This window comes from Agrobacterium sp. 22117 (assembly GCF_052045735.1).
Classification (GTDB): Bacteria; Pseudomonadota; Alphaproteobacteria; order Rhizobiales; family Rhizobiaceae; genus Agrobacterium; species Agrobacterium cavarae.
Genome location: NZ_JBQEPP010000004.1, coordinates 335376 through 360677 on the forward strand (window position 1 = coordinate 335376; position 25302 = coordinate 360677).

Sequence of the window (25302 nt, forward strand, 5' to 3'; positions counted from 1 at the left end):
CAATTTTGTGATGTGCCCAAACCGTGTTTGCGCAGTTCGGTTCCTCAAGGGATGCGAAGACGGATGGACATGATGATCGTCCACGGGCCGGAAGGGCGAGTCGATTATCGGTGGATGCAAGGGACTGCTAAATGACCAAAACGAACGCGGAGCGGCGCTTGAGGACGAACGGCCGCTTGACGATAGCCGTCTTCGGCAAAAGCGACACGCTCACGCCTGCTATCAAGTCTGCGTGGTCTGAGGCATCGATGGTTTTGCAAGGTCCTTACGCCGCGACGTCAGTCCATGATCACGACTGGCATTTCAGCGGCGCAATCATCGATGCGCGATACGGAGCCGAATTGATGTTGCCGTTGATGAAAGACTTGGACAGCAGAGCAATCCCTTACATTTTTTTCGTTCCCCCCAGCGCCCTCACTCACCACCATGGGCCGTTCGTGCTCTCGGACGCTAAAGCTGAAATCAGGCACATCGTTTCCGCGCTTGCAGCCCAGAGCCGCGGCTCTACACATTGAGGCGCTATAGAGTGTCAACATCCTTCGGGCCAGCGCTCTCTATGTGAGCCAATAAGTGTCCGACAGGCCGCAATTCCAGCAGTGAATAGAATAAATATTTCACTGACGCTTCTAATGGAATTTCCACTTGATTTCGCCTTGGCTTGAGCTAGGGTCTTATCGATCGTCATCGACAGAAGATCGGATGATGACAGGGCGCGACCCGCTTCTTAGGCGTGGCCGTCCCGAGGAGGAATTTAGCGTGGAGCAAATGAAATGATCAGGTTCGGTGTGCTGGGTGCGGGCCGTATTGGCAAGGTCCATGCGGCAACGATTGCCGCCAATCCCAAGGCAAAGCTTGCCTATGTCGCGGATGCCTTTCCCGAGGCGGCGGAGCAACTGGCGCTACAGACGGGCGCGCGGGTCGCATCCGTTGAAGAGATTATCGCCGCATCGGATGTCGATGCCGTGCTGATCGCCACCCCGACGCCAAGCCATGCCGATCTGATCGAGGCGGCATCCAAGGCTGGCAAGCATATCCTGTGCGAAAAGCCAGTGTCGCTGTCGGTCGATCGCATCAACCAGTGCCTGGATGTGGTCGAACAGAACAAATCCACGCTGATGATCGGCTTCAACCGCCGCTTCGATAACAACTTCTCGATGGTCGAGCAGCGCCTGCGCAATGGCGATGTCGGAGAGATCGAGATCGTCACCATCATCAGCCGCGATCCCAACCCGCCACCGGCAAGCTATGTGAAGTCCTCCGGCGGTCTATTTCGTGACATGATGATCCACGACTTCGATATGGCCCGCTTCCTGATGGGTGAAGAGTTCGTGGTCGTCAACGCGCTCGGTTCCGCGCTGGTGGACAAGGCTATCGGCGAAGAAGGCGATGTGGATACCGCAGCTGTGCAAATGCAGACGGCATCGGGACGGATCGCAGTGATCACCAATTCCCGCCGTGCGACCTATGGCTACGACCAGCGCATCGAAGTGCATGGCTCGACCGGCATGCTCTCGGCCCGCAACATCCAGAATTCGAGCGTCGAATTGTGGAACGCCAACGGCATTGCCGGCGATCCGGTGCAGAACTTCTTCATCGAGCGCTACGCCCAGGCCTATGCCAACGAGATCAACACCTTCATCGACGCGGTCGATGCCGGCAACACCGCGCCGCGTCCAAGCGGTTTCGACGGTCTGCAGGCGCAGAAATTGGCCGATGCCGCCACCGAAAGCTGGCAGACAGGCAAGCCTGTTCAAATCGTCTGATCGGATTTTTGGACCAACAAAAAACGCTCGCATCGTTGTCTCGGTGCGAGCGTTTTTTTCAGGCAGAGATTGCGCGTTTATGGATTGTCGCGCTTGAAAATCCAGTCGTGATCCGGGTGGTTCTGGAAGCGCCATTTGCGCATCGGTCCGGCCATGACGTTTAGATAGTACATCTCATAGCCATAGGGAGAGCCGCAGGGGTGATGCCCCTTCGGTACCAGAACCACATCGCCGCTTGAGACGGCCATGGTCTCGTCCAGCGAGCCGTCTTCGGTGAAGACGCGCTGGAAGCCGAAGCCCTGCTCCGGATTGAGGCGGTGGTAGTAGGTCTCCTCCAGATAGGTCATCTCCGGATAGTTGTCCTCGTCGTGCCTATGCGGCGGATAGGACGACCAGTGACCGGATGGGGTGAAGACTTCCGTGACCAGCAGGCTATCGGCCACGTCGCGATCTTCCATGGCAATCGGGAAGATGTAACGCGTATTGCCGCCCTTGCCGCGCTCCGCCAGAGTAATTCCCGCCGGTCCAATGACTTGCGCCTCGCGGCCTGGCTTTGCGGGTGCCGTGCACACACCAAGCGCGCAGTCAGTGGTTGCCGTAACGGTCCAGGAAGAGCCCGCCGGGATATAGACGCAATGCGGCGGCTTGCGCTCGAAGACATTCATGCGGTCGCCGAGTTCGCCGAAATTCTTGTCTTCCGACGAGATTTCCGCCTTGCCCTCGACGAGAACGAGAATGACCTCCGTCTCGCCGGTTTGTTCGGTTGCGGTTTCGCCAGGCTTCAGGTGGTAGAGCCCGAAGCCCACATAGCCCCAATCGGCGCTTTCCGGCGTGATGTCATGAACCTTGCCGGATGTGCCGGTGGGTTTGCGCAGCAGATCTGCCATGTGTCGGACCTTTCCTTTAGCCTTTGTCCAGGCCGGCTTCGCGAGCGAAGGCGCGCAACGATTTCAGGCCGAGGCTCTGATACTCGAAAGGATTACGGACATCCGGATCCTGCTCGGCCTCGATCACCAGCCAGCCACTGTAGCCATGCTCTGCGGCAATCTTGAGAACGGGAAGGAAATCGACGCCGCCCTCGCTATCGCCAGGAACAGTGAAGACGCCACGGCGCACACCTTCGAGGAAGGAGAGGCTTTCGTCGCGAACCTGCTTGGCGACGACCGGACGCACGTTCTTGGCGTGGATATGGCCGACGCGACCCATATGCTTCTTCGCCAGCCGCTCCGGATTGCCGCCACCAAAAAGGCAATGGCCGGTATCGAGCAGCAGCTTGGCGTGCGGGCCAGTGTTCTCCATCAGCCGGTCGATCTCGTCTTCGCTCTCGACGATCGTGCCCATGTGATGGTGATAGACGAGCGCGACACCCTGATCGGCCGCATGTTTCGCCAGCGCTTCGACGCCTTCGCCAAAGCGCTTCCATTCGCTGTCGGCGAGCTTCGGGCGGTCATTGACCGGCTTTGCATCCTCGCCGTGGATGGCATTGGAGGTTTCGCAGACGATGATGACCTTGGAGCCCATCGCCTTCAGAAGGTCGAGGGCAGGCTGCATGGCCGCCTTCTCGTCTTCGATGGAGTTGGTCAGAAGGTTGAGCGAATGCCAGCCGGAGACGTAGCGCAGCTTGCGGGGCTCCAGCACAGCCTTAAGGGCTTCCGGTTCCTGTGGGAACTTGTGGCCTTTCTCGATGCCGTCGAAGCCGATCTTGGAGGTTTCGTCCAGGCACTGTTCAAGGCTGATATGGGCGCCGAGCGTGCGGTCGTCGTCATTGCTCCAGGCGATGGGGTTTGTACCGTAAAGGATCATGATCAGCGTCTTTCTTTCAGTGCGGATTCATAGGCTGCACGAGCCTGTTTGACTTCATTGCGTTCAGAGACTTCCGGCACGGCGACATCCCACCAGTATCCCCCGGCATCCGGTGTCGGATAGGGATCGGTATCGATGACGATCACGGTCGGAACCTCCGCGCCACGAGCTGCATCGAGTGCTGTTTCGAGTTCGGCGATTGTCGAGACCTTGTGCGCATCCGCACCCATGCTGGCTGCATGCGCGGTGAAATCGATGGCGATCGGGTTCTTCTGGTTTGTGTGGGCGTAGAGATTGTTGAACTCCGCCCCGCCGGTGCCCATCTGCAGCCGGTTGATGCAGCCATAGCCGCGATTGTCGGTGATGACGACGGTGATCTTCACGCCCATGGCAACGGCAGTGGCGAGTTCCGAATTCATCATCATATAGGAGCCATCGCCCACCATGACGATCACGTCGCGCTCGGGCTCTGCCATCTTGATGCCGAGGCCACCGGCAATCTCATAACCCATGCAGGAGAAGCCATATTCCATGTGGTAGGAAAGCGGCAGCTTCGCCTTCCACAGCTGGTGCAGCTCTCCAGGCATGGTGCCTGCCGCACACATGACGACGGTATTGTCACGCGAGGCGCGCTGTACCGCGCCGATTACCTGCATATCCGTCGGCAGGCTGTTAGCCTCCTTCGGTGCCGCGGTCACGGCGTCGGCCTTGGCGAACCAGTCCTGCTTAAGGCTTGCATCGGGTGCGGAAAAGCGGTGGCTGCCCAAGGCTTCGGTCAGTTTTTCCAGGCCGACTTTTGCATCGGCCGTCAGGCTGATGGCATCGTGCTTGGCGCTGTCATAGGCTTGCACGTTAAGTGCAAGTAGTTTGCGCGCCGGGTTCTTGAAGAGCGCCCAGGAGCCGGTGGTGAAATCCTGAAAACGGGTTCCGACACCGAAGACGAGATCGGCCTTTTCTGCAATCGCATTGGCGCTCGATGCACCCGTCACACCAGCGGGACCGAAATTCATCTCGTGATCCCAGGCCAGCGCGGATTTGCCGGCCTGAGTCTCGATGACGGGTATGGAGTGGCGCTCGGCGAAGCTCTTCAGCGTCTCGGTCGCGCCAGAAAAATGCACGCCGCCGCCTGCGACGATGATCGGGTTCTTCGCGGCTTTGAGGGCTGCGATCGCCTCTTCGAGTTCGGCTCTGTCGGGCTCGGGGCGGCGCTGGCGCCAGACCTTCTTGTCGAAGAAGCTTTCCGGATAATCATAGGCTTCGGCCTGCACATCCTGGCAGAAGGAGAGTGTCACAGGACCGCAATCGGCGGGGTCCGTCATGGTGCGGAAGGCGCGTGGCAATGCGGTCAGAAGCTGTTCGGGGCGCATGATCCGGTCAAAATAGCGGCTCACCGGCTTGAAGCAGTCATTGGCCGAGATCGTGCCGTCGTTGAAGTCTTCGATCTGCTGAAGCACCGGATCCGGCCCACGGTTGGCGAAGACATCGCCGGGGATCAGCAGGACGGGCAGGCGGTTCACATGCGCAAGGGCGGCAGCGGTTACCATGTTCAACGCGCCGGGACCGATCGACGATGTGACCGCCATCGTCCGGCGGCGGCCAAGTTGCTTGGTGTAGGCAATCGCCGCATGCGCCATGGATTGCTCGTTCTGGCCGCGATAGGTCGGCAGTTCCTCGCGGATGCCATAAAGGGCCTCGCCCATGCCAGCTACGTTGCCGTGGCCGAAGATCGCCCAGACGCCGGCGATGTAAGGCTCGCCATCCTCATTCATTTGGGCTGCCAGGTAACGCACAAGCGCCTGTGCCGCCGTCAATCGTACCGTCTTCACGCTGCCTCTCCCTTTACATGCGCGGCGCGCGCCTTGTCCCAAATCCGGCAAAGCGCATCATAACGGGCTGCCATGTCGGCAACCGCCTCCTCGTCACTCACCTTGCCCGCAAGCCAGTTGCGTGCGGCCTCGGCAAAGATCGTGCGACCCACGGCAAATCCTTTCACCAGATCGAAGCCTGCCGCCAGCCTGAAACTCTCCTCCAACTCGCTCTGCGGCGCCTCCAGGCCGAGAACCACAATGCCACGAACGTAAGGATCATGACGTTTTACCGCATCGGTCGCCTGACGCCAGGCTTCCTCGCTCTTCAAAGGCTCAAGCTTCCACCAGTCTGGATAGACGCCGATCTCGTAGAAGCGGTCTATGATGCGGGCAGTCGTTTCATCATCGATCGGTGCCACCTTGGAAGGGATGACTTCCAGCAGAAATTCCAGCCGGTTGCGGCGCGCAGCGGCAAAGAGACGCGAGACCGTCTCTTCCTGCTCGGCGCGCATCGCCTCGTCATCGTCCGGATGGTAGAAGCACAGCACCTTGACCACATGTTCGGCCGGCCATTCGTTCAGACCGCCGCAATCGGGCCCAAGATCCGGCTCCAGAGTCAATGGGCGCGAGCCCGGCCATTCTGCGGGACGGCCGATCCACAGGCCTGAGCCTGCGGCCTGATAGAGAGCGTCGCGGCCAAGACGACCATCGCAGAGAATGCCGTAACCGGCATTGCCACCGGCCACCTGATGGGCAGCCTTCAGGCAAAGCTCCTTGAAGGAGCCGATCTTCTTGTCGTCGACGCCGACGTCCTTTGCGATGGCTTCCAGTTGCATGCGGTGATCGAAGGCGAAGACGCGCATGGTGCTCCAGTCGCCTTTGCGATTGGTGGCCCAATGCACCTGTTCCAGCGCGTCGTCCTTGCGCAGCGCCTTGTTGCGAATGCCCGTGCGGAAGAAATATTGCAGCTCCTCCCAGCTTGGATAGGCGGGCGTGCAGCCATGTCGCGACACAGCGAAAGCGCCGCAGGCATTGGCGTATTTCAATGTGGTCGGCCAATCTTCGCCGCGCAGCCATCCGCGAAAGAGGCCTGCCATGAAGCCATCACCGGCTCCCAGCACGTTGAAGACTTCGATGGGGAAGCCTTCGCCGCTTTCGCCATCGTCGAGACTGCCTGGAATGTCGCCTGGAAAGACCACTGCTCCCATCGGTCCGCGCTTGCAGACGAGCGTGGCGTTGGAAACAGCCCGCACGGCGCGCAGCGCTTCCAGAGTATTGGTAGAGCCACCGGCGATGTGAAACTCTTCCTCGGTGCCGACGATGAGGTCGAAGAGGGTGAGGGTGGATTGCAGCTTCTGCGTCACCTTCGCCGATTCCACGAAGCGGCTTTCGCCGTCACCATGACCAGCCACACCCCAGAGGTTCGGGCGGTAATCGATGTCGAGCGCCGTCTTCGCGCCGCTGCCCCGTGCCAGCCGCAACGCCTTCAGAACCGCCGCTTCCGTGCGCGGATGAGAAAGATGCGTGCCGGTCGCGCAAACGCAGTTCGCGTCGGCGATGAAAGCAGGGTCGATGTCGTCTTCGCTCAGCGCCATATCGGCGCAGTTCTCGCGATAGAAGATCAGTGGGAACTGCTGCTGGTCGCGGATGCCGAGAATGACGAGTGCGGTCAGGCGCTCCTTGTCGGTCTGCACGCCGCGAATATCGACGCCTTCGCGCACCAATTGTTCGCGGATGAAGCGACCCATGTGCTCGTCGCCGACGCGGGTAATGACGGCACTCTTCAGACCAAGTCGTGCGGCACCTGCTGCAATGTTGGTCGGAGAGCCACCGATGTATTTGTTGAAGGAGGACATGTCCTCCAGACGTCCGCCGATCTGCGCGCCGTAAAGATCGACCGACGAGCGGCCGATCGTGATGAGATCGAGTGTCTTCACGATCTGTCTCCTCCGCGCTGTCAGCGCTACAAAGGACGGAACTAAATATCCGTCACTTTTCTCCCTCGTTTATATTTGGACTATAAATTCTATTTTTTCTATTTTCAATACGAATATTCAATTTTGTCGGTGCGTTCCCACACCGACTGCAAGGGCAATGGCGATGCAGAGGGTCGCCGACAGAGAACGGAATGCGCCGAAATCGACCTCTGACACGGTCAGCACTGTGGCATCGAATTGTCGTAGCGGATTGACAGCCGTATCGGTGATCGCCACGACCGGAATCTTTCGGGCACGGCTTGAGGAAACGATCTCCATCGTCTCAGCCGAATAGGGCGCAAAGGTGATGGCGAGAACCACATCGCCCTGGCGGATTGCATTGGCGCTCTGCAGCTGGCCGACAGAGGCATGCAGCATGGAGGGCACTTGCATCTTCTCGAAAGCGTAGGCGAGATAGCTTGCGACCGGGAAGGAGCGGCGCAAGCCGACGATGTGGATCATCTGCGCGTCGGCCAGCACCTGGATTGCGGCCTCAAAAGCAGACTGATCGACGGTTTTCAGCAGGTTTTCCAGCGATGCACGCCCGGCTTCGACAAATTCCGCCAGAAGCCGTCCGCCACTGTCTTCACCCTTGTCGCGCAGGTTGGTGAGCCGCGTATCGTAATCCGGCCAGCGGCCGGAATAGCTTTCCTTGAACAGTCGCTGCATTTCGGAGAAGCCGGAAAAGCCTAAAATCTGGCAGAAGCGCATGAAGGCGGAAGGCTGGACTCCTGCCGCTTCCGCCATTTCAGCCACGGTGGAAACGGCGATCCGGTCGGTATTGGCTGCGACATAATCCGCGCACTGCCGCAATCTCTTCGGCAGTTTCGGCGCAACCTCGACAAGTCTCTCCTCAAACTCCTTCACCGTTGCCGGTGCAGCAAGATCCTGCATCTCGTTTCACTCCCCCAAAAATGAAATCGTCTCTCCTGGATTGGAATATCTATTCCAGAAAAGGCAGGACAGGGAAGCGGAATCTTAGGTGGGTACCCTCGTCAATCGAATTGCAGGATCACCTCATCGACGGCAAGGCTGTCACCAGCCTTCACGCAAACCCTGGCGACGCGGCCCTTGCGCTCGGCGCGAAGAATGTTTTCCATCTTCATCGCCTCCACGGTTGCCAGCGCCTGTCCGGCCTCGACCTCATCCCCCTCCGCGACCGAGATCGAGGTAATGACGCCTGGCATGGGGCAGAGCAGCATCTTCGATGTGTCCGGCGGCAGCTTTTCCGGCATGAGACGCGCAAGTTCGGCGACGCGAGGGCTGCGAACCTGGGCGATGATGTCCACACCATGCCAACGCAATCGGATGGCGGATGGCGACAGATCGATCTTTACCGCCAGAACCGTATCGCCCAGCCGGAACATGCCAAGGCTGCGGCCCGGCAGCCAGTCCGTTTCGACAGCCAGCCTCTCGCCCCCCTCGACTTGAGTCACGATATGATCGCCCTCGAGATCAACGGAAATCCGGTGCTCGGTTTTACCGAGTTGAACCACCCAGTCCTTGCCGACAATGCGGCGATGGTTGCCGATGGTGCCGGAGATCTGCGCTGCGCGGCTCTGCGCATGATGATGAATGACCGCAGCAATCGCGGCCAGTCGTTCATCGGCTTGCGTCTGCGGCTCCACTCCGGAAAAGCCGTCTGGAAATTCCTCGGCTATAAAGCCGGTGGTCAGATTGCCGGAACGGAAACGAGGATGCTGCATGACCGCGGAAAGGAAGGGCAGGTTATGCCCGATGCCCTCGACTTCGAACCGATCAAGCGCCTCGCCCATGGCATCGATCGCGGAGAGCCGTGTCTCGCCCCAACTGCAGAGCTTGGCGATCATCGGGTCGTAATACATCGAGATTTCGCCGCCCTCAAAGACGCCGGTATCATTGCGAAGGATCGTGCCATTCTCCTGGCGGCCCTCTTCCGGGGGACGGTAGCGGGTTAATCGACCGATGGAGGGCAGGAAGTTGCGGTAAGGGTCTTCCGCATAAAGCCGGCTCTCGATCGCCCAGCCTTTGAGCTTGATGTCCGGTTGGGAGAGAGACAGTTTTTCGCCCGCTGCCACCCGGATCATCTGCTCCACGAGATCGATGCCGGTCACAAGTTCGGTGACGGGGTGCTCCACCTGAAGCCGGGTGTTCATTTCCAGGAAGTAGAAGTTGCGGTCGCCATCGACGATGAATTCCACCGTGCCAGCGGAGAAATAACCGACCGCCTTGGCCAGCGCGACAGCCTGCTCGCCCATCGCCTTGCGCGTCGCCTCATCGAGAAACGGAGACGGCGCCTCCTCGATCACCTTTTGGTTTCGGCGTTGAATGGAGCATTCCCGTTCGCCGAGATAGAGCACGGTACCGTGCTGATCACCGAGAACCTGAATTTCGATGTGACGCGGCTGTGTGACGAATTTTTCGATGAAAATCCGGTCGTCACCGAAAGATGCTTTTGCTTCGTTGCGTGATGACTGGAAACCCTCGCGCGCCTCGCTATCGTTCCAGGCAATGCGCATGCCCTTGCCGCCGCCGCCGGCCGATGCCTTGATCATCACCGGGTAGCCGATCTCGGATGCGATGCGGACGGCTTCATCGGCAGTCTCGATCAAACCCATATGGCCGGGAACGGTGGAGACACCTGCCTCGGCGGCCAGCTTCTTGGAGGTGATCTTGTCTCCCATCGCTTCGATGGCTCTGACCGGCGGGCCGATGAAGGCAACGCCTTCCTTTTCCAGAGCCGCCGCGAAAGCCGGATTCTCAGAGAGAAAGCCATAGCCCGGATGCACCGCGTCAGCACCCGTTTTGCGAATGGCCTCGAGGATCTTGTCGATCACGATATAGGACTGGTTGGAGGGTGCGGGGCCGATATGCACCGCTTCGTCGGCCTCGCGCACATGCAGCGCATTGGCATCCGCATCGGAATACACCGCGACCGTTGCGATGCCCATCTTCTTTGCGGTGCGAATGACGCGGCAGGCGATTTCGCCGCGATTGGCAATGAGGATTTTCTTGAACATAGGCTTCATCCTCACAACGGAATCGTATCGTGTTTTTTCCAATGCGTCGTCACCTGCTTGTTGCGCAGGGACGCAAAGGCGCGGGCGATGCGGCGTCGCGAGGAATGCGGCATGATGACTTCATCGATGAAGCCACGTTCGGCAGCGACGAAAGGATTGGCGAAACGCTCTTCATATTCGCGCGTCCGTTCCGCGATTTTGTCAGGGTCCGATAGTTCGGAGCGGTAGAGAATTTCAGCCGCACCCTTGGCGCCCATCACGGCAATCTCCGCCGTCGGCCAGGCATAGTTGATGTCGGCGCCGATATGTTTCGACGCCATGACATCATAGGCGCCGCCATAGGCCTTGCGGGTAATCAGCGTCACCATCGGTACCGTTGCTTCGGAATAAGCGAAGAGCAGCTTGGCGCCGTGCTTGATGACGCCGCCATATTCCTGCGCGACACCCGGCAGGAAGCCCGGCACATCCACCAGGGTCAGGATCGGAATGTTGAAGGCGTCGCAGAAGCGCACGAACTTTGCCGCCTTGCGGGAGCTGTCGATATCCAGGCAACCGGCCAGCACCATGGGCTGGTTGGCGACGACGCCGACGGTCTCGCCTTCAAGGCGGACGAAACCGGTAATGATGTTTCTGGCAAAGGCCTCCTGCAATTCGAAGAAATCGCCTTCGTCCGCAATCGCGTGGATCAGCTCCTTCATGTCATAGGGCTTGTTGGAACTGTCCGGGATCAAGGTATCGAGCTTCGCCTCAAGGCGGGCCGGATCGTCATGGAACGGTCGCGTCGGCGGCTTCTCCCGGTTGTTGTTGGGGAGAAAATCGAACAGCGCGCGCACCGCTTCCAGCGCCTCGATGTCGTTCTCATAGGCGCCATCGGCAACAGAAGATTTTTTCGTGTGGGTGGTGGCGCCACCCAGTTCCTCGGCGGTGACGATCTCATTGGTGACGGTCTTCACAACGTCCGGACCGGTGACGAACATGTAGGAGGTATCGCGCACCATGAAGATGAAGTCGGTCATGGCGGGCGAATAGACTGCACCGCCCGCGCAAGGACCCATGATGACGGAGATCTGCGGCACCACGCCGGACACTTCCGCGTTGCGACGGAAAACTTCCGCATAGCCCGCAAGCGACGAGACGCCTTCCTGGATGCGCGCACCGCCGGAATCGTTCAAGCCGATCACAGGGGCACCGACGCGCACCGCCATATCCATGATCTTGCAGATTTTTTGTGCGTGGGTTTCCGACAAGGAGCCGCCAAGCACGGTAAAATCCTGGCTGAACACATAGACCTGCCGTCCGTTGATCGTGCCCCAGCCGGTCACGACGCCATCGCCAGCCACCTTCTGATCCGCCATGCCGAAATCCACCGCCCGGTGGGTCACATACATGTCGTATTCTTCGAAGGAGCCTTCATCCAGCAGCACGTCGAGGCGTTCGCGCGCCGTCAGCTTGCCTTTGGCGTGCTGCGTATCGATACGTTTTTGCCCGCCGCCCAGACGAGCCTCGGCGCGGCGGCTTTCCAGTTCTTGAAGGACTGAACGCATAAGACCTCCCTGTCGCATTCGCCGACAAGTCTTAAAGCCTTATTCGCAAAATGGAAATGTCGGCCTTCGTCGCAGACGGAACATACACCAGCTAGCCGCGATAGGCGACGAGCACTGCCCCGCAGGCAATTAGGATCACGCCGAGCCAGTAGGGAAGAGAGAGCCGTTCGCCCAGAAAGAGAACCGCAAACACCGCGACGAAGACCACGCTGAGCTTGTCGATTGGCGCAACGCGCGCGGCATCGCCGATCTTCAGGGCACGGAAATAGCAGATCCAGGATGCACCGGTCGCAAGCCCGGAGAGGACGAGGAAGAGCCAGGTGCGCGGCGTAATCGTCGCCGGGCTTTGCCAGTTCCCGGTAACGTAGACCATCAAGCCTGCAGCCAGAAGAATGACGATGGTTCGGATGAAAGTGGCGAAATCGGAGTTGACGTTTTCGATGCCGATCTTGGCGAAGATGGCGGTCAGTGCGGCGAAAGCGGCCGAAAGAAGAGCCCAGACTTGCCAGGAGAGAAACAGGTTTTTCATCATCGAGCACCGTTGAGGAGAGGAGTGGTATTCATCCTTACCAAGCCGGGGCCGGAAGAGAAGAGGCCCGCCTCGAATGATCGAAGCGGGCCTCTGTATGTATTGATTCTAAGGGCGTTTCTTACTCTGCCGGAACCCCAAGCGCGGTCGGATCGTCGACGACTTTGGGCTCTTCGCCTCTCAGCACCGTTGCCAGCTGCTCCTGGTCGAGTTCGCCTTCCCAACGGGCAACAACGATGGTTGCGACCGCGTTGCCGACGAAGTTGGTCAGTGCGCGGCATTCCGACATAAAGCGGTCGATGCCGAGGATCAGCGCCATGCCGGCGACCGGTACGGATGGCACGACCGAGAGTGTGGCCGCGAGCGTGATGAAGCCAGCACCGGTGATGCCTGCGGCACCCTTGGAGCTCAGCATGGCAACGAGCAGCAGGAGAACCTGTTCACCGAAGGACAGGTGGATACCCGTTGCCTGTGCGATGAAGAGGGCAGCGAGCGTCATGTAGATGTTCGTGCCATCGAGGTTGAAGGAGTAGCCGGTCGGAATGACGAGGCCAACGACAGAACGCTTGCAGCCAGCCTTTTCCATCTTGCTCATCAGGCCCGGAAGGGCTGCTTCCGAAGAGGATGTGCCGAGAACGAGCAGCAGCTCTTCCTTGATGTAGCGGATCAGCGCCAGGATGGAGAAGCCGTTATAGCGGCAGACGGCACCCAGAATGACGAGCACGAAGATCAGCGACGTCAGGTAGAAGGTGCCGATCAGCATGGCGAGGTTGGTGACCGATGCAATGCCGTATTTGCCGATGGTGAAGGCCATGGCGCCAAACGCACCGATCGGAGCAGCCTTCATCAGGATCGCGACCAGCTTGAAGATCGGATACATCAGAGCATGCATGAAATCGACGACAGGCTTGCCACGCTCTCCGACGATGCCGAGCGAAATGCCGAACAGAACGGAGAAGAACAGCACCTGAAGAATATCGCCTTCTGCGAAAGCGCCGACGATCGTCGTCGGGATGATGTTCATCAGGAAGCCGGTGATGGACTGCTCATGCGCCTTGGCGGCGTAGGTGGCAACGGCCTTGCCGTCCAGCGTGGACGGATCGATGTTCATGCCGGCACCCGGCTGAACGACGTTGGCGACGATCATGCCGACAATGAGCGCCAGGGTGGAGAAGGTTATGAAGTAGATCATCGCCTTGCCGGCAACGCGGCCGACCTTCTTCATGTCGTTCATGCCGGCAATGCCGGTTGCGACTGTGAGGAAGATCACGGGTGCGATGATCATCTTGACCAGGCGGATGAAACCATCACCAAGCGGCTTCAGCTGTTCGCCGAGAGCGGGATAAAAGTGGCCGAGCGCAATACCTGCGGCAATGGCGACGATGACCTGGAAATAGAGATGCCGGTAAAAAGGCAGTCTGGCGTGGCTTTCGGCCACGGCTGTGCTGTCAATCATTGTAGTTCCTCCTCGGCTTAACCCTGCCCTGACGGCCTCCCGGGTTTGCCTTTGCGTTTTGCCCGGCCCTCTGCCGTTCGGAAATACAAGAGCAAGTAGCGTGCCAGTTCGACTTTCTGGGAATAAATTACTGAAAAATATGTATTTTATTTTGAGTTGAATCAGGAACCGTTTTCACAAGTGTGTTTTCCCGCTCAACATCTCTTGTGTTTTGTGTGGATTCCCGCACATTGGGGCGATGGGTTTCGAGCAATACAATGTCCACTTTCTTAAATAGTAGCCGCTTCCGCTGGATGGCCTTTGCTCTGATGTGGGTCATCATTGGCTTCGGCGCCTTCGTGGCTGCCGACAAGATCGGGCGCGTCCAAGCGACGAAACGGTTGATTGCCGATTCCACCACGGACGCCGAGCTGAAAACGGCTTTGCTAAATGTGGCACTGGAGCGCCCGCGCGTCCTGCCGCTCGTCCTCTCCCGAGACAGGGATATCACCGAAGCATTGGAGAATGGCGGCGCGGCCGTCCAGCGTCTGGATGAAAAGCTGGAGGGGCTGATCGAGGGCACGCAGGCCTCGGTCATCTATGTGACGGATGCGAAGGGCGTCACCATCGCGTCCAGCAATTGGCAGACGCCCGAGAGTTTCGTTGGCTCCAATTATGCCTTCCGGGACTATTTTCGCAGAGCCATGGAAACGGGCATGGCGGAGCATTACGCGCTTGGCAATGTCAGCCGCCGGCCAGGTCTCTATATATCGCGGCGGATCGATGGGGCAGATGGAAGGCCGCTCGGCGTCGTCATCGCCAAGGTGGAATTCAATCGGCTTGAGACCGACTGGAATATCGGCGGGCGTCCCGTTTATATCGTCGATTCCAACGGCGTGGTGCTGATGACAAGCATACCCGAATGGCGGTTCAAGACGGTGGCGCCGATCGACGAAGACAAACGGCGGATGATTTCCGCCAGTCTTCAATTCGGAGAGGAAGCGCTCTCTCCCTTGCCGGTGACCGTGCGATCCAAACTCGGTCCGGATGTGGCGCTGGTTGAGGTCAACTCCCCGCCAGCGCTGAGAGGAGATTATCTTCGTCTGGAGCTCCCCGTTCCGACGACCAGATGGTCATTGCATTATCTTCAGCCCGTGACGCCGACGACCAATGCCGCGATACGCGAAAGCCGGATCATTGCCCTTGCTGCCCTTATGCCGCTCTTTGCGCTCTCGGCAATCTGGCTTCGGCGTCGGTTGAAGGCGGAGCAGGCACAGGCTGCTGCAGAGCGCGCGCGGGCAGAGCTGGAGCGCCGCGTGCAGGAGCGCACTGTCGATCTGACCATGGCGCGCGACAAGCTTCAGGCCGAAATTCTGCGACACGAACAGACTGGTAAAGAGTTGCAGAGCGTTCAGCACGATCTCGTCCAGGCAAACCGGCTCTCGATTCTTGGCCAGGTGGCGGCGGGCGTCGCGCATGAGATCAATCAGCCCGTGGCGACCATTCGCGCCTATGCGGACAATGCGCGCGTACTTTTGAAGCGAAAGCGTGCCGAAGAGGCGGATGAGAACCTAGAGAATATCGCTGCACTGACCGAGCGCATCGGCGTCATCACCAGCGATCTCAAAATCCTTGCCCGCAAGGGAAGGACCGCAGCAGAGCCCGTCAGCCTTCGCCTGGTTGTGGAAGGGGCGGTGGTGTTGTTACGCAGCCGCTTTTCCGGTCGCATGGACATTCTCGATCTCGATCTTCCCGATGAGAGCGTCAAGGTGATGGGAAGCCGCATCCGCCTGGAGCAGATCGTCATCAATCTCCTGCAGAACGCGCTCGAAGCCGTCGAGGAGAAGACTGATGGTCGCGTCGACGTCCGGGTCGAGGAGGAAAAGGACGACGTTGTGCTGAAGGTTCGCGATAACGGACCCGGCATCGCTGCGCCAATTCTCGAGCAGCTTTTCTCTCCCTTCAACACGTCGAAGGAAGGCGGGCTTGGTCTCGGCCTCGTCATCTCCAGCGATATCGCCTCGGATTATGGTGGCCGGATCGAGGTCGATACCGGCGAAAGCGGCACATGTTTCTCAGTCTATTTGAAGCGGGCGTGACATGACGGTGATGGGAACGGTCTACCTGGTGGATGATGACTCGCAGCTTCGCAAGGCGATGCGGCAGACGCTTGAACTCGAAGGCATGACGGTGATGCCTTTCCCCAAGGCAGAGATGGCGCTTGACGCTCTGGAAGAAAATTTCGACGGTGTGATCGTCACTGATGTGCGCATGCCCGGCATGGATGGCCTGCAGTTTTTCGAGCATGTCCGGAAGATCGACGCGGATCTGCCGGTCATTCTGATCACCGGCCATGGCGATGTGCCGATGGCGGTTAGTGCGTTGCAAAACGGCGCTTACGATTTTATTGCCAAGCCCTTTCCCGCCGAGCGCATGGTGGAAAGTGTGCGCCGTGCGCTGGAGAAGCGCCGGCTGGTGATGGAAAACAGGGCGCTGAAGCAGGCGGCGGAACAGTCGATCGACGACATGCCGCTGCTTGGCCAGACGCCTGCGATGGAGCGCCTGCGCAATACCTTGCGCCACATCGCCGATACGGATGTGGATGTGCTGGTGGCGGGAGAGACTGGCAGCGGCAAGGAAGTGGTGGCAACTGCCCTGCACCGCTGGAGCAAGAAGCGCAGCCACGGAAACTTCGTGGCGTTGAACTGCGGTGCCTTGCCGGAAACCGTCATCGAAAGCGAGCTCTTCGGCCATGAGGCCGGTGCCTTTACCGGTGCGCAGAAGAAGCGCATCGGCCGCATCGAATATTCGAGCGGCGGGACGCTGTTTCTGGACGAGATCGAAAGCATGCCGCCTGCTCTCCAGGTGAAGATGCTGCGCGTGCTGGAAATGCGCGAGGTATCTCCGGTCGGCTCAAACGAGGAGCGTTCCGTCGATATTCGTGTCGTCGCCGCCGCCAAGGTGGATCTCGGGGATCCCGAGCAGCGCAAGGATTTTCGCGAGGATCTCTATTACCGTTTGAATGTGGTGACGCTCTCCATCCCGCCACTGCGCGAGCGGCGTGCCGACATACCGCTGCTTTTTTCTCACTTCGTCAGCAAGGCTTCCAGCCGCTTCGGCATGCCGGTGCCGCAGATCGGGGCATCCGTTTCGCGCTACCTCAACGAACACCAATGGCCGGGCAATGTGCGTGAACTCGGACATTTCGCCGAGCGTGTGGTGCTGGGACTGGAAGGCGGGCAGCCGCAGATTTCCAGCCCGGCTGCGATATCGAGTGGATCAGGGACGCTTTCCGAACGCATGGATCGGCAGGAGGCGGACATCATTCGCGAAACACTGGAGAAGCATCAGGGTGACGTTGCCGAAACCATCGCGGCGCTCGGAATTGCGCGCAAGACCTTTTACGACAAGCTGCAGCGCCATAACATAAACCGCTCGGATTACGTCCCCAAATGAGGGTCATCCGAGCGGTTCAAGTTCTTAAAAATCCAGGATGTAGTGGTCAGCCTGCGACGCAGAAGTGACTGTTTCCATCATTGCCGATATAGGTACCGCTGTTCGGATTGAAGCTGCGGTAACGCTGCGAGCAATAGTTATACCAGGACTGAGACCACGGTTCGATCGTGCGGTAAACCTGACGCTGTCTGTAGACAGGGCGGGGCTCGTAAACCGGCTGGGCGCGATAGACCGGGCGGGGTGCCGGACGATACTCGCGATAGTCCGGATCATCATATGTGTAGCTGGGCTGATAGGTCTGGTAACGGCGGACCGGAGGAGGCTCGGCATAGACCGGCTCTTCCTCATAGCGCGGCTGCGACAGGGCAGAGCCGACAGCGACACCGGCAGCGAGGCCAAGAACACCGCCGATGATGGCTGCGTCGCGATTTCTGTGACGCCAGTCGCCAGCAGATGCCGTGTTCAAGGGTGCCAGGACGGTTGCAGATACCGCAAGGGCCAGAAGAGATTTAGCTGCAATCGAAGCCATGTTCATTTTCCATCAAAACGGCAGTTGCCCGCCAGTTGTTATCCGATGGTTAAGAAAATAGATTCCGCAGGCTGAACGGGCGCTGAATGAATTGTGGCAGGATCGAAACGCTTAACCTGCCGCCATATGGCTAGGCGAAAACGCTTCCATCAAGCCCAGGTAGGGCTTTTCGACGGGGCTTGCATAGGCACCCCGCTTTGCCGTGGTGAGCTTCAGCGAGATCAGCGTCTCGGCATGTTTGACCGCTGCCGAAACACCATCGATGACGGGAACGCCAAATTCATGTGACAGCTCTGCCGCGAGATCCGCCATGCCGGCGCAGCCAAGCACGATGGCCTCCGCCTTGTCTTCGTGAAGCGCTGCCGTGATCTGGGCCCGGAGCCGCGGCAGTGCGTCTGAACTCGGGTCTTCCAGCGACAGGACCGGAATGTCCGCCGCCCGCACCTTGGCGCGCGCGCCCATGCCGTAGCGATGCACCAGATGTTCGAGTGGCAGGCGGGAGCGTTCCATGGTGGTGACGACGGTGAAGCGCTGCGCGATGAAAGCCGCGGTCGCGACAGCTGCCTCGCAGATGCCGATGACAGGGATGGTCGCAAGCGCGCGCGCCGCATCGAGGCCCGTATCGTCAAAGCAGGCAATGACCGCGGCCTGCGCGCCGCCCTTCTCTGCCTTGGCGATCTCCAGGAGAAGCCCCGGTATGGCGAAGACTTCGTCGTAGTAACCCTCGATCGAGACCGGTCCCATCGACGACGTCACGGCGACGATCTCCGTCGAGGCGGAAGCGACCGCCTTGGCCGCCGCCTCGATCGTCTGGGTCATCGATTGCGTGGTGTTGGGATTGACGACGAGAATGCGCATGATGTGCAGGTCAGCCTTTCGAGCGGCGGCGGTTCATGGCGGCAATGATACCAAGCGTTGCGCCGATGACGATGAGAGAGAAGAAAGTGGTGACGGCACCCAGGGCATAGAGCACCGGCGTGGTGACGTTCGTCGTCATGCCGTAGATTTCGAGCGGCAGCGTATTATACGTGCCTGACGTCATGAGGGTTCGGGCAAACTCGTCGTAGGAAAGCGTGAAGCCGAAGAGGCCGACACCGATCAGGCTTGGCGCAATCATCGGCAACACCACGTTGCTGAAGGTCTGCCAAGAATTTGCACCTAGATCGCGCGCCGCTTCTTCGTAAGATGGCGAGAAGCGGTTGAAGACCGCAAACATGATGAGGACGCCGAAGGGGAGGGTCCACGTCAGCTGTGCGCCGAAGGCGGAACTGTACCATGCAGGCTCCAGGCCAAGCTGCTGGAAAAGCACGCCGATGCCGAGCGAGATGATGATGGATGGCACCACAAGGCTTGCAACCGAGAGATAGAAGAGCGGGGTGGCGCCGACGAATTTGCGGCGGAAGGCGAGGCCCGCCAGAAGCGAGACAAGCACGGTGACGATCATCACCATCACGCCCAGCATGAAAGAGCGTCGGAAGGAGCCACCAAAGTCCCCGACCGCCTGCTGCTCGAAGAGGTTGGCGAACCAGTGTAGAGAGACGCCGTTCAGCGGGAATGTCAGGCCGCCATTCGGTCCCTGGAAGGCCAGGATCAGGATGGCCGAGAGCGGGCCATACAGAAACAGCGCGAAGAGGGCGAAGAAGATGGCAAGGATGTAGAATTCGCGACCGCGTTTTTCCGAGTGCATGGATCAGAGCTCCTTACGGATATCGACGACCCGCAGAATGCCTGCGACCATCAGGAGAACGAGGGCGAGAAGGACGACGGCGTTTGCGGCAGCGGCCGGATATTGCAGGAGCGACATCTGGTTCTTCATCATCAGGGCAACAGAGGCACTCTGTCCGCCGGACATGACCTGCACGGTGGAAAAATCCGCCATGACCAGCGTTACGACGAAAATGGTCCCGATGGCCATTCCGGGCTTCGCCAAGGGAATGATGACGTTCCACAGCACCTGCCAGCTGGACGCACCCGCATCGCGCGCGGCCTCCACCAGCGACTTGTCGATGCGCATCAGCGTGTTGAAGATCGGCGTCACCATGAAGAGCGTGTAGAGATGCACCATGGCCAGCACCACGGCGAAGTCGGAATAAAGTAGCGATTCGATGGGTGCCGGAACAATCCCCAAATTCACCAGCGCACTGTTGATCAGGCCGTTGCGACCGAGGACCGGGATCCATGAAATCATGCGGATGATGTTGGAGGTCAGAAAGGGCACGGTGCAGATGAGGAACAGGACCATCTGCATGGTGGTGGTGCGAATATGGAAGGCCAGGAAATAGGCCACCCAGAAGCCGAGGAACAGCGTGATCGCCCACACAAGGAAGGCATATTTCAACGTATTGAGATAGGTTTGCCACGTCACCCACGAGCCGAGCGTTTCGGTATAGTTAAAGGTGACGAAGTCGGGATACATCTGGGCAAAGTCATAATCCCAGAAGCTCACCACGACGATCATCAGGATCGGCAGAAGGAGAAAGAAGCCGAGGATCAGCGCCAACGGCGTTGCCTCGATGTAAGACACAAGTCCCTTCGGCAGGGTGAAGGGCTTGCCCGTTTTTTCTTTCTTTTCGCCAACGCCTATAAATCTGACCGTCGCCATTCAATGGAGCCCTTTATTGTTGTCATGATCGGCAGCTTCGCGCTGCCGGTCCTGGTGCGATGACGACGGATTGAAACCTCTCCGTCGTCATGGTCGGCCCCGATCATGTCCGAGGATGACGAAAAGCAAGTGCCGAGGGTATCGGCAACCGAAGACCGGCGGCGCTGACCGCCAGCCTTCTTTTTCTCATCAAGCAGCGATGAACTCGTTCCAGCGACGGACCATGTAGCGGTCTTCGTCCATGACGGAGTTCCAGCAGGCGACCTTGCCCATGCGCTCTTCGAAGGAGCCGCCATCGCGCACAGCGCCAGCCTTTTCCATGACCTTGCCGTCTGGAGCGATGATATCGCCCTGGGCAGGCTTGCCTTCTACCCAGTAACCCCATTCGTCGGCGGTCATGTAGTTCTTCGCGGTATCCATGGCAGCGGAGTAGTAGCCCTGGCGGTTTAGGTAAGCGCCGACCCAGCCGGATGTGTACCAGTTGATATATTCATAGGCCGCGTCGAGCTTCGCGCCGCTCAGGTGCTTGGCGAGGCCAAGACCGCCGCCCCAGGAGCGATAGCCTTCCTTTAGCGGCTGGTATTTGCAGGCGATGCCCTTGGAGCGAACGGCGGCAACCGCCGGCGACCACATGGACTGGATGACGACTTCGCCCGACGCCATGAGGTTGACGCTCTCGTCGAAGCTCTTCCAGAAGGCGCGGAACTGTCCGTCCTTCTTGGCCTTGATGAGGAAATCGATGGTCTTGTCGATTTCGGCCTTCGTCATATTGCCCTTGTCGGCATATTTTATGTTGCCCATGGCTTCCATGATCATTGCAGCATCCATGATGCCGATCGATGGGATGTTCAGGATGGAAGTCTTGCCCTTGAACTTCGGGTCCATGATGTCGGCCCAGGTGGTGATCTCACGGCCGACGAGATCAGGGCGAATGCCGAGCGTATCGGCATTGTAGATGGTCGGAACCATGGTGAAGTATTCGGTTTCGCTCTTGGCAAACTTCTTGTCGCCGGGCTTCTCGACATAACCCACCGTGTGGGGTGCCGTGCCCTGGGCAATCACGCTGTCGGGCGTCAGCTTGCCGGTTTTGAACAGCGGCACGATCTTGTCGTAATATTTCAGCTTCTTGATTTCCATCGGCTGGATCACACCGGCCGGATAGACCTTTTTCAGGATCCAGTATTCGATGTCTGCGATGTCGTAGGAGTTCGGCTGGGTGACGGCGCGCTGTGCGGCTGCATCCGAATCCGTTGCCGTCATTTCAAGCGTGATGCCGAGGTCCGCCTTGCACTTTTCGGCAATCGCATTGATGTTGGACACGCCCGTGCCGAACTGGCGCAGCGTGATCGGGTTCTGCGCCCAGATGGTGGGGAAGCCGGTGATCAGGCCGGAACCGACGGCAGCACCCGTGGCGGCAGCGCCCGCCTTCAGGAGACCGCGGCGGGTCAGACCCTTTTTCGTCTTGTTGGAATCGGTCATTTCAGTTCTCCTCTGGTTGTTTTATGGTCGTTATTCTACCCGTCCGAGCACGATGGCATCGTCCGCATTCCAGGAAAGAGGTATGGCATCGCCAACCTTGATGGGATTTTCGAAGAAGACCGCGTCGGTCAAAATCACGTTGAAATCGTCGATGCCGGCGCCGTTGACGGCGAGCTTGACGCTGGCGCCGCGATACTCGACGTTGGAGACGATGCCGGTGAAACCAAGGCCAGGTTCCCCTTCGCCGATGCGCACGCGGTCGGTGCGCACGGCAATATCGACCGCATCATCCGGCGGTGTCTTGCCGCTGGCCTTGAAGATGCCGCCGCCCGCCACTTCCAGTGTTACCATCTCGCCGTCAACCTCTTTCAGGCGACCGGAAATGACGTTGTGATCGCCCATGAAGCGGGCAACGAAAGCCGTGGCGGGGCGCTCGAACACATCGCGGGGTGCGGCGGCCTGCTCGATGCGGCCGTCATTCATGACGACAATGATATCGGCCAGCGCCATAGCCTCTTCCTGGCTGTGGGTCACATGCACGAAGGTGATGCCAAGCGAGGTCTGGAGCTTCTTCAGTTCCGCACGCATGCGGATCTTGAGGAAGGGATCGAGTGCCGAGAGCGGCTCGTCCAAAAGCAGCGCTTCCGGGTCGGTGATGAGCGCGCGGGCGAGCGCGACGCGCTGCTGCTGGCCGCCTGAAAGCTGCGCAGGACGGCGGGTCGCATAGGGCTCAAGCTGCATCAGCTTCAGCATTTCGAGCGCCTTGGCCCGCCGGGTCTCCTTGTCCGCGCCCTTCATCTTGAGGCTGAAGGCGACATTGTCGACGAGATCGAGATGCGGGAAAAGCGCATAGGATTGAAACATCATCGCCGTGCCGCGTTGGGCAGGAGGCAGATCGGTGACGACCGTATTGCCGAGCCGAACATCGCCGCTGGAAATGGTTTCGTGGCCTGCGATCATGCGCAGCGTCGAGGTCTTGCCGCAGCCGGACGGACCCAACAGACAGCAATAGCTGCCCGCCGGTATTTTCAGGCTAATGGCGTGAACGGCCGTGGTGCTTCCATAGACCTTGGTAACGGCGGCGATGTCTATCTCGGCAGCTTTGCTCATGCATGATCCCCTGCTTGTTGCAGATGAACTTGCATAAGCCGTGCCAATTTCAGGCTTGCATGTCTAACCGATTGAAACGGCATCGCTTTTATTTTAGCTGGCGCGACTTTGATCAGCCCCCGCCACTTGCATGCACAAAAAAGCAGCTATTGTTTTCAATAGCGGGCAGGATTGTATGCAATTTTGCGGGAGCGATGGGCGCTTTCATGTTTCCACGTCGCGACTTTCGCGATAGTAAGAAAATAAATCGGGAAAAAGCAATGACACTTTCTCAACTCGAACCCGACATGGACAACGCGCCGGAGGATCGCGCGCAAGCAATTCGCGATACCTTGCGCGATGCGATCGCAGATCGCCGTCTGACGCCGGGAACGAAGTTATCAGAGGCCGAAGTCGGCGCGCTCTTCGATGTCAGCCGTACGGTCGTACGCGCTGCCTTGCAGATGCTGAGCTTTGAGGGACTGGTGAGGACGGAGCGAAATAGGGGCGCTTTCGTATCCAATCCATCGCCGGATGAAGCTCGTCAGGTCTTTGCCTCTCGCCGCCTCATAGAACAGGGCATCGTTGCCGCAGCGGTGGAACGGATTACACCCGAAGGCATCGCCAGCCTGCGCGCTCATCTGCAAGAGGAAACGCGATATCAGCATGAGAGGGGCCCTTCGGCTCGTCGAGCGGAGATCAAGGCTTCAGGCGATTTTCATCTGCTCCTAGCCTCACATGCCGGCAACGCCATTCTCGAAAAATTCATGGGCGAGCTCGTCGCCCGCTCCTCGCTTGTCATCGCCCTTTATGGCCGATCCGGCATTTCAAGCTGCGGCCATGGCGATCACTCCGCCATTCTCGATGCGCTGGAAGCCCGCGACGGAGAAAAGGCCCATCGCCTCATGATGCATCACATCGATCACATCGAGGCCGACCTCGATCTGCGTGTGAAGGAAGGCCTGGCGCTGAAGGAAGCGCTGGCGCTGTAACAAAAGCCGTGCGCGCAAGCGCCGCACGGCAGTTGCCTTATGCCGCGTAGCGGCTGATCCCGAGGTCGGCGGTATCGATGTCCGGCTTGTTGCCCGACACCAGATCCGCCAGTACGCGAGCCGAGCCGCAGGCCATGGTCCAACCAAGCGTTCCGTGGCCGGTGTTCAGGTAAAGGTTCGCATAGCGCGTCGCGCCAATCACCGGCGTGCCATCCGGCGTCATCGGCCGCAGTCCGCACCAGAATTTCGCCTGGGATTGATCACCGGCACCACCGAACAGGTCTTCCACCGAATGCCTCAAGGTTGCCTGGCGTTTGGCAGGCAGATCCTTGTTGAAACCGGCAATTTCCGCCATGCCGCCCACGCGGATGCGATCGCCAAGGCGGGTAATCGCCACCTTGTGCGCCTCATCCATGACCGTGGAGATCGGCGCCTTGGCCGCATCGACGATCGGCACGGTGATCGAGTAGCCCTTGACCGGATAGACGGGCAGGTCGAGACCGAGATGCTTGAGAAAATGTGGCGTGTAGCTGCCAAGCGCGCCAACAAAAACATCCGCTTCGATCAGGCCCTTGCTCGTCTCAACGGCCTTGAGGCGATTGCCTTCGACGATAGGGCGCATGATGCCGGTGTCATAGATGAACTTGACGCCGGCCTGCTCCGCCAGTTTCGCCAGCTCCGAGGTGAACATGAAGCAGTCGCCCGTCTCATCACCCGGCAGCCGCAGGCCACCGACGATCTTGTCCTGCGAGGAAGAAAGACCCGGCTCTACCGCAACGCAGGCGTTACGATCGAGAATTTCGTAAGGCACGCCACCGGCTTTGAGAACCTCGACGTCCTTGCCGATACCATCGAACTGCTTCTGGGTGCGGAAGACTTCCAGCGTCCCCTGCATGCGCTGATCGTACTGAATGCCGGTCTCGTCACGAAGCGCCATCAGGCAGTCGCGGCTGTATTCGGCGATACGTACCATGCGGCTCTTATTGACGTTGTAGCGCGCAGCCGTGCAGTTGCTCAGCATCTGGATCATCCAGCGCCAGGCGGCGGGATCTGCGGTGGGGCGAATGATCAGCGGCGCGTGCTCCATGAAGAGCCACTTCAGCGCCTTCATCGGAATGCCGGGTGCTGCCCAGGGAGACGAATAGCCCGGCGATACTTCGCCGGCATTGGCGAAGCTGGTTTCCAGTGCCGCTGCCGGCTGCCGGTCGATCACGGTCACGGAATGTCCGGCCTTGGCGAGGTACCAGGCTGAGGTGACGCCAATGACGCCGGCTCCAAGAATGGTGATGTTCATGCTG

Annotated in this window: 21 protein-coding genes; 5 read left to right on the top strand and 16 right to left on the bottom strand. The window is 59.3% G+C overall.

Annotation, left to right across the window (positions count from 1 at the left end):
* Positions 1-131 precede the first annotated feature (131 nt).
* Complete coding sequence (locus ACTJKV_RS13585) at positions 132-515, top strand: hypothetical protein (RefSeq protein WP_440598863.1); 384 nt, start codon at positions 132-134, stop codon at positions 513-515.
* 255 nt (positions 516-770) lie between these two features.
* A complete protein-coding gene (iolG, locus tag ACTJKV_RS13590; RefSeq protein WP_440598864.1) occupies positions 771-1763 on the top strand; it encodes an inositol 2-dehydrogenase in 993 nt (330 codons plus the stop codon).
* Positions 1764-1840: 77 nt separating this feature from the next.
* Here iolG and iolB read toward each other — a convergent pair whose 3' ends face one another.
* The 9 genes from iolB to ACTJKV_RS13635 all read right to left on the bottom strand — a co-directional run bounded on the left by iolB (position 1841) and on the right by ACTJKV_RS13635 (position 13878).
* Positions 1841-2650 carry a 5-deoxy-glucuronate isomerase gene (gene iolB / locus ACTJKV_RS13595; protein WP_440598865.1) on the bottom strand — a complete coding sequence of 270 codons (810 nt, stop codon included), beginning with the start codon at positions 2648-2650 and terminating at the stop codon, positions 1841-1843.
* Positions 2651-2666: 16 nt separating this feature from the next.
* Positions 2667-3566 carry a myo-inosose-2 dehydratase gene (gene iolE, locus ACTJKV_RS13600; RefSeq protein ID WP_440598866.1) on the bottom strand — a complete coding sequence of 300 codons (900 nt, stop codon included), beginning with the start codon at positions 3564-3566 and terminating at the stop codon, positions 2667-2669.
* A 2-nt stretch (positions 3567-3568) separates the two neighbouring features.
* Positions 3569-5392 carry a 3D-(3,5/4)-trihydroxycyclohexane-1,2-dione acylhydrolase (decyclizing) gene (gene iolD / locus ACTJKV_RS13605; protein ID WP_440598867.1) on the bottom strand — a complete coding sequence of 608 codons (1824 nt, stop codon included), beginning with the start codon at positions 5390-5392 and terminating at the stop codon, positions 3569-3571.
* Positions 5389-7314: a bifunctional 5-dehydro-2-deoxygluconokinase/5-dehydro-2-deoxyphosphogluconate aldolase gene (locus ACTJKV_RS13610; protein WP_440598982.1), complete on the bottom strand. Its 1926-nt coding sequence runs from the start codon at positions 7312-7314 to the stop codon at positions 5389-5391. Before ACTJKV_RS13610 ends, iolD begins: the two co-directional genes overlap by 4 nt.
* A gap of 114 nt (positions 7315-7428) precedes the next feature.
* On the bottom strand, positions 7429-8244 hold the full coding sequence (locus tag ACTJKV_RS13615; protein WP_062423722.1) for a MurR/RpiR family transcriptional regulator: 816 nt from the start codon (positions 8242-8244) through the stop codon (positions 7429-7431).
* 101 nt (positions 8245-8345) lie between these two features.
* Positions 8346-10349: an acetyl-CoA carboxylase biotin carboxylase subunit gene (locus tag ACTJKV_RS13620; protein WP_440598868.1), complete on the bottom strand. Its 2004-nt coding sequence runs from the start codon at positions 10347-10349 to the stop codon at positions 8346-8348.
* An 11-nt stretch (positions 10350-10360) separates the two neighbouring features.
* Entirely contained in the window at positions 10361-11893 is a 1533-nt protein-coding gene (locus tag ACTJKV_RS13625) for an acyl-CoA carboxylase subunit beta (RefSeq protein ID WP_440598869.1), read from the bottom strand.
* Positions 11894-11984: 91 nt separating this feature from the next.
* On the bottom strand, positions 11985-12422 hold the full coding sequence (locus ACTJKV_RS13630; protein WP_440598870.1) for an EamA family transporter: 438 nt from the start codon (positions 12420-12422) through the stop codon (positions 11985-11987).
* 121 nt (positions 12423-12543) lie between these two features.
* Positions 12544-13878: a dicarboxylate/amino acid:cation symporter gene (locus ACTJKV_RS13635; RefSeq protein ID WP_062443951.1), complete on the bottom strand. Its 1335-nt coding sequence runs from the start codon at positions 13876-13878 to the stop codon at positions 12544-12546.
* A 257-nt stretch (positions 13879-14135) separates the two neighbouring features.
* Between ACTJKV_RS13635 and ACTJKV_RS13640 the strand changes: the two genes are divergently transcribed.
* Together ACTJKV_RS13640 and ACTJKV_RS13645 are read left to right on the top strand one after the other, a co-directional pair.
* The gene (locus tag ACTJKV_RS13640) at positions 14136-15956 is read left to right on the top strand and encodes a sensor histidine kinase (RefSeq protein ID WP_274101699.1); all 1821 of its coding nucleotides are present in this window, start codon (positions 14136-14138) and stop codon (positions 15954-15956) included.
* Position 15957: 1 nt separating this feature from the next.
* Positions 15958-17313: a sigma-54-dependent transcriptional regulator gene (locus ACTJKV_RS13645; protein ID WP_274101697.1), complete on the top strand. Its 1356-nt coding sequence runs from the start codon at positions 15958-15960 to the stop codon at positions 17311-17313.
* 46 nt (positions 17314-17359) lie between these two features.
* On the opposite strand, the gene ACTJKV_RS13650 is transcribed toward ACTJKV_RS13645, so the two are convergent.
* The 6 genes from ACTJKV_RS13650 to ACTJKV_RS13675 all read right to left on the bottom strand — a co-directional run bounded on the left by ACTJKV_RS13650 (position 17360) and on the right by ACTJKV_RS13675 (position 23033).
* Positions 17360-17842 carry a BA14K family protein gene (locus tag ACTJKV_RS13650; RefSeq protein WP_062423727.1) on the bottom strand — a complete coding sequence of 161 codons (483 nt, stop codon included), beginning with the start codon at positions 17840-17842 and terminating at the stop codon, positions 17360-17362.
* Positions 17843-17953: 111 nt separating this feature from the next.
* Positions 17954-18700, bottom strand: a complete 747-nt coding sequence (locus ACTJKV_RS13655) for an aspartate/glutamate racemase family protein (protein WP_274101695.1) — start codon at positions 18698-18700, stop codon at positions 17954-17956.
* A gap of 10 nt (positions 18701-18710) precedes the next feature.
* Complete coding sequence (locus tag ACTJKV_RS13660) at positions 18711-19529, bottom strand: ABC transporter permease (RefSeq protein ID WP_274101693.1); 819 nt, start codon at positions 19527-19529, stop codon at positions 18711-18713.
* Positions 19530-19532: 3 nt separating this feature from the next.
* A complete protein-coding gene (locus ACTJKV_RS13665) occupies positions 19533-20444 on the bottom strand; it encodes an ABC transporter permease (RefSeq protein ID WP_440598871.1) in 912 nt (303 codons plus the stop codon).
* 189 nt (positions 20445-20633) lie between these two features.
* Positions 20634-21923 (bottom strand): ABC transporter substrate-binding protein, encoded by a 1290-nt coding sequence (locus ACTJKV_RS13670; RefSeq protein ID WP_062423731.1) that lies wholly within the window; start codon positions 21921-21923, stop codon positions 20634-20636.
* Between the two features lie 30 nt (positions 21924-21953).
* Positions 21954-23033: an ABC transporter ATP-binding protein gene (locus ACTJKV_RS13675; protein WP_144620057.1), complete on the bottom strand. Its 1080-nt coding sequence runs from the start codon at positions 23031-23033 to the stop codon at positions 21954-21956.
* 260 nt (positions 23034-23293) lie between these two features.
* Between ACTJKV_RS13675 and ACTJKV_RS13680 the strand changes: the two genes are divergently transcribed.
* The gene (locus tag ACTJKV_RS13680) at positions 23294-24004 is read left to right on the top strand and encodes a GntR family transcriptional regulator (protein WP_062423733.1); all 711 of its coding nucleotides are present in this window, start codon (positions 23294-23296) and stop codon (positions 24002-24004) included.
* A 37-nt stretch (positions 24005-24041) separates the two neighbouring features.
* Here the strand turns inward: ACTJKV_RS13680 and ACTJKV_RS13685 are convergent, their stop codons facing one another.
* A complete protein-coding gene (locus ACTJKV_RS13685) occupies positions 24042-25298 on the bottom strand; it encodes a D-amino acid dehydrogenase (protein WP_440598872.1) in 1257 nt (418 codons plus the stop codon).
* Positions 25299-25302: the final 4 nt, after the last annotated feature.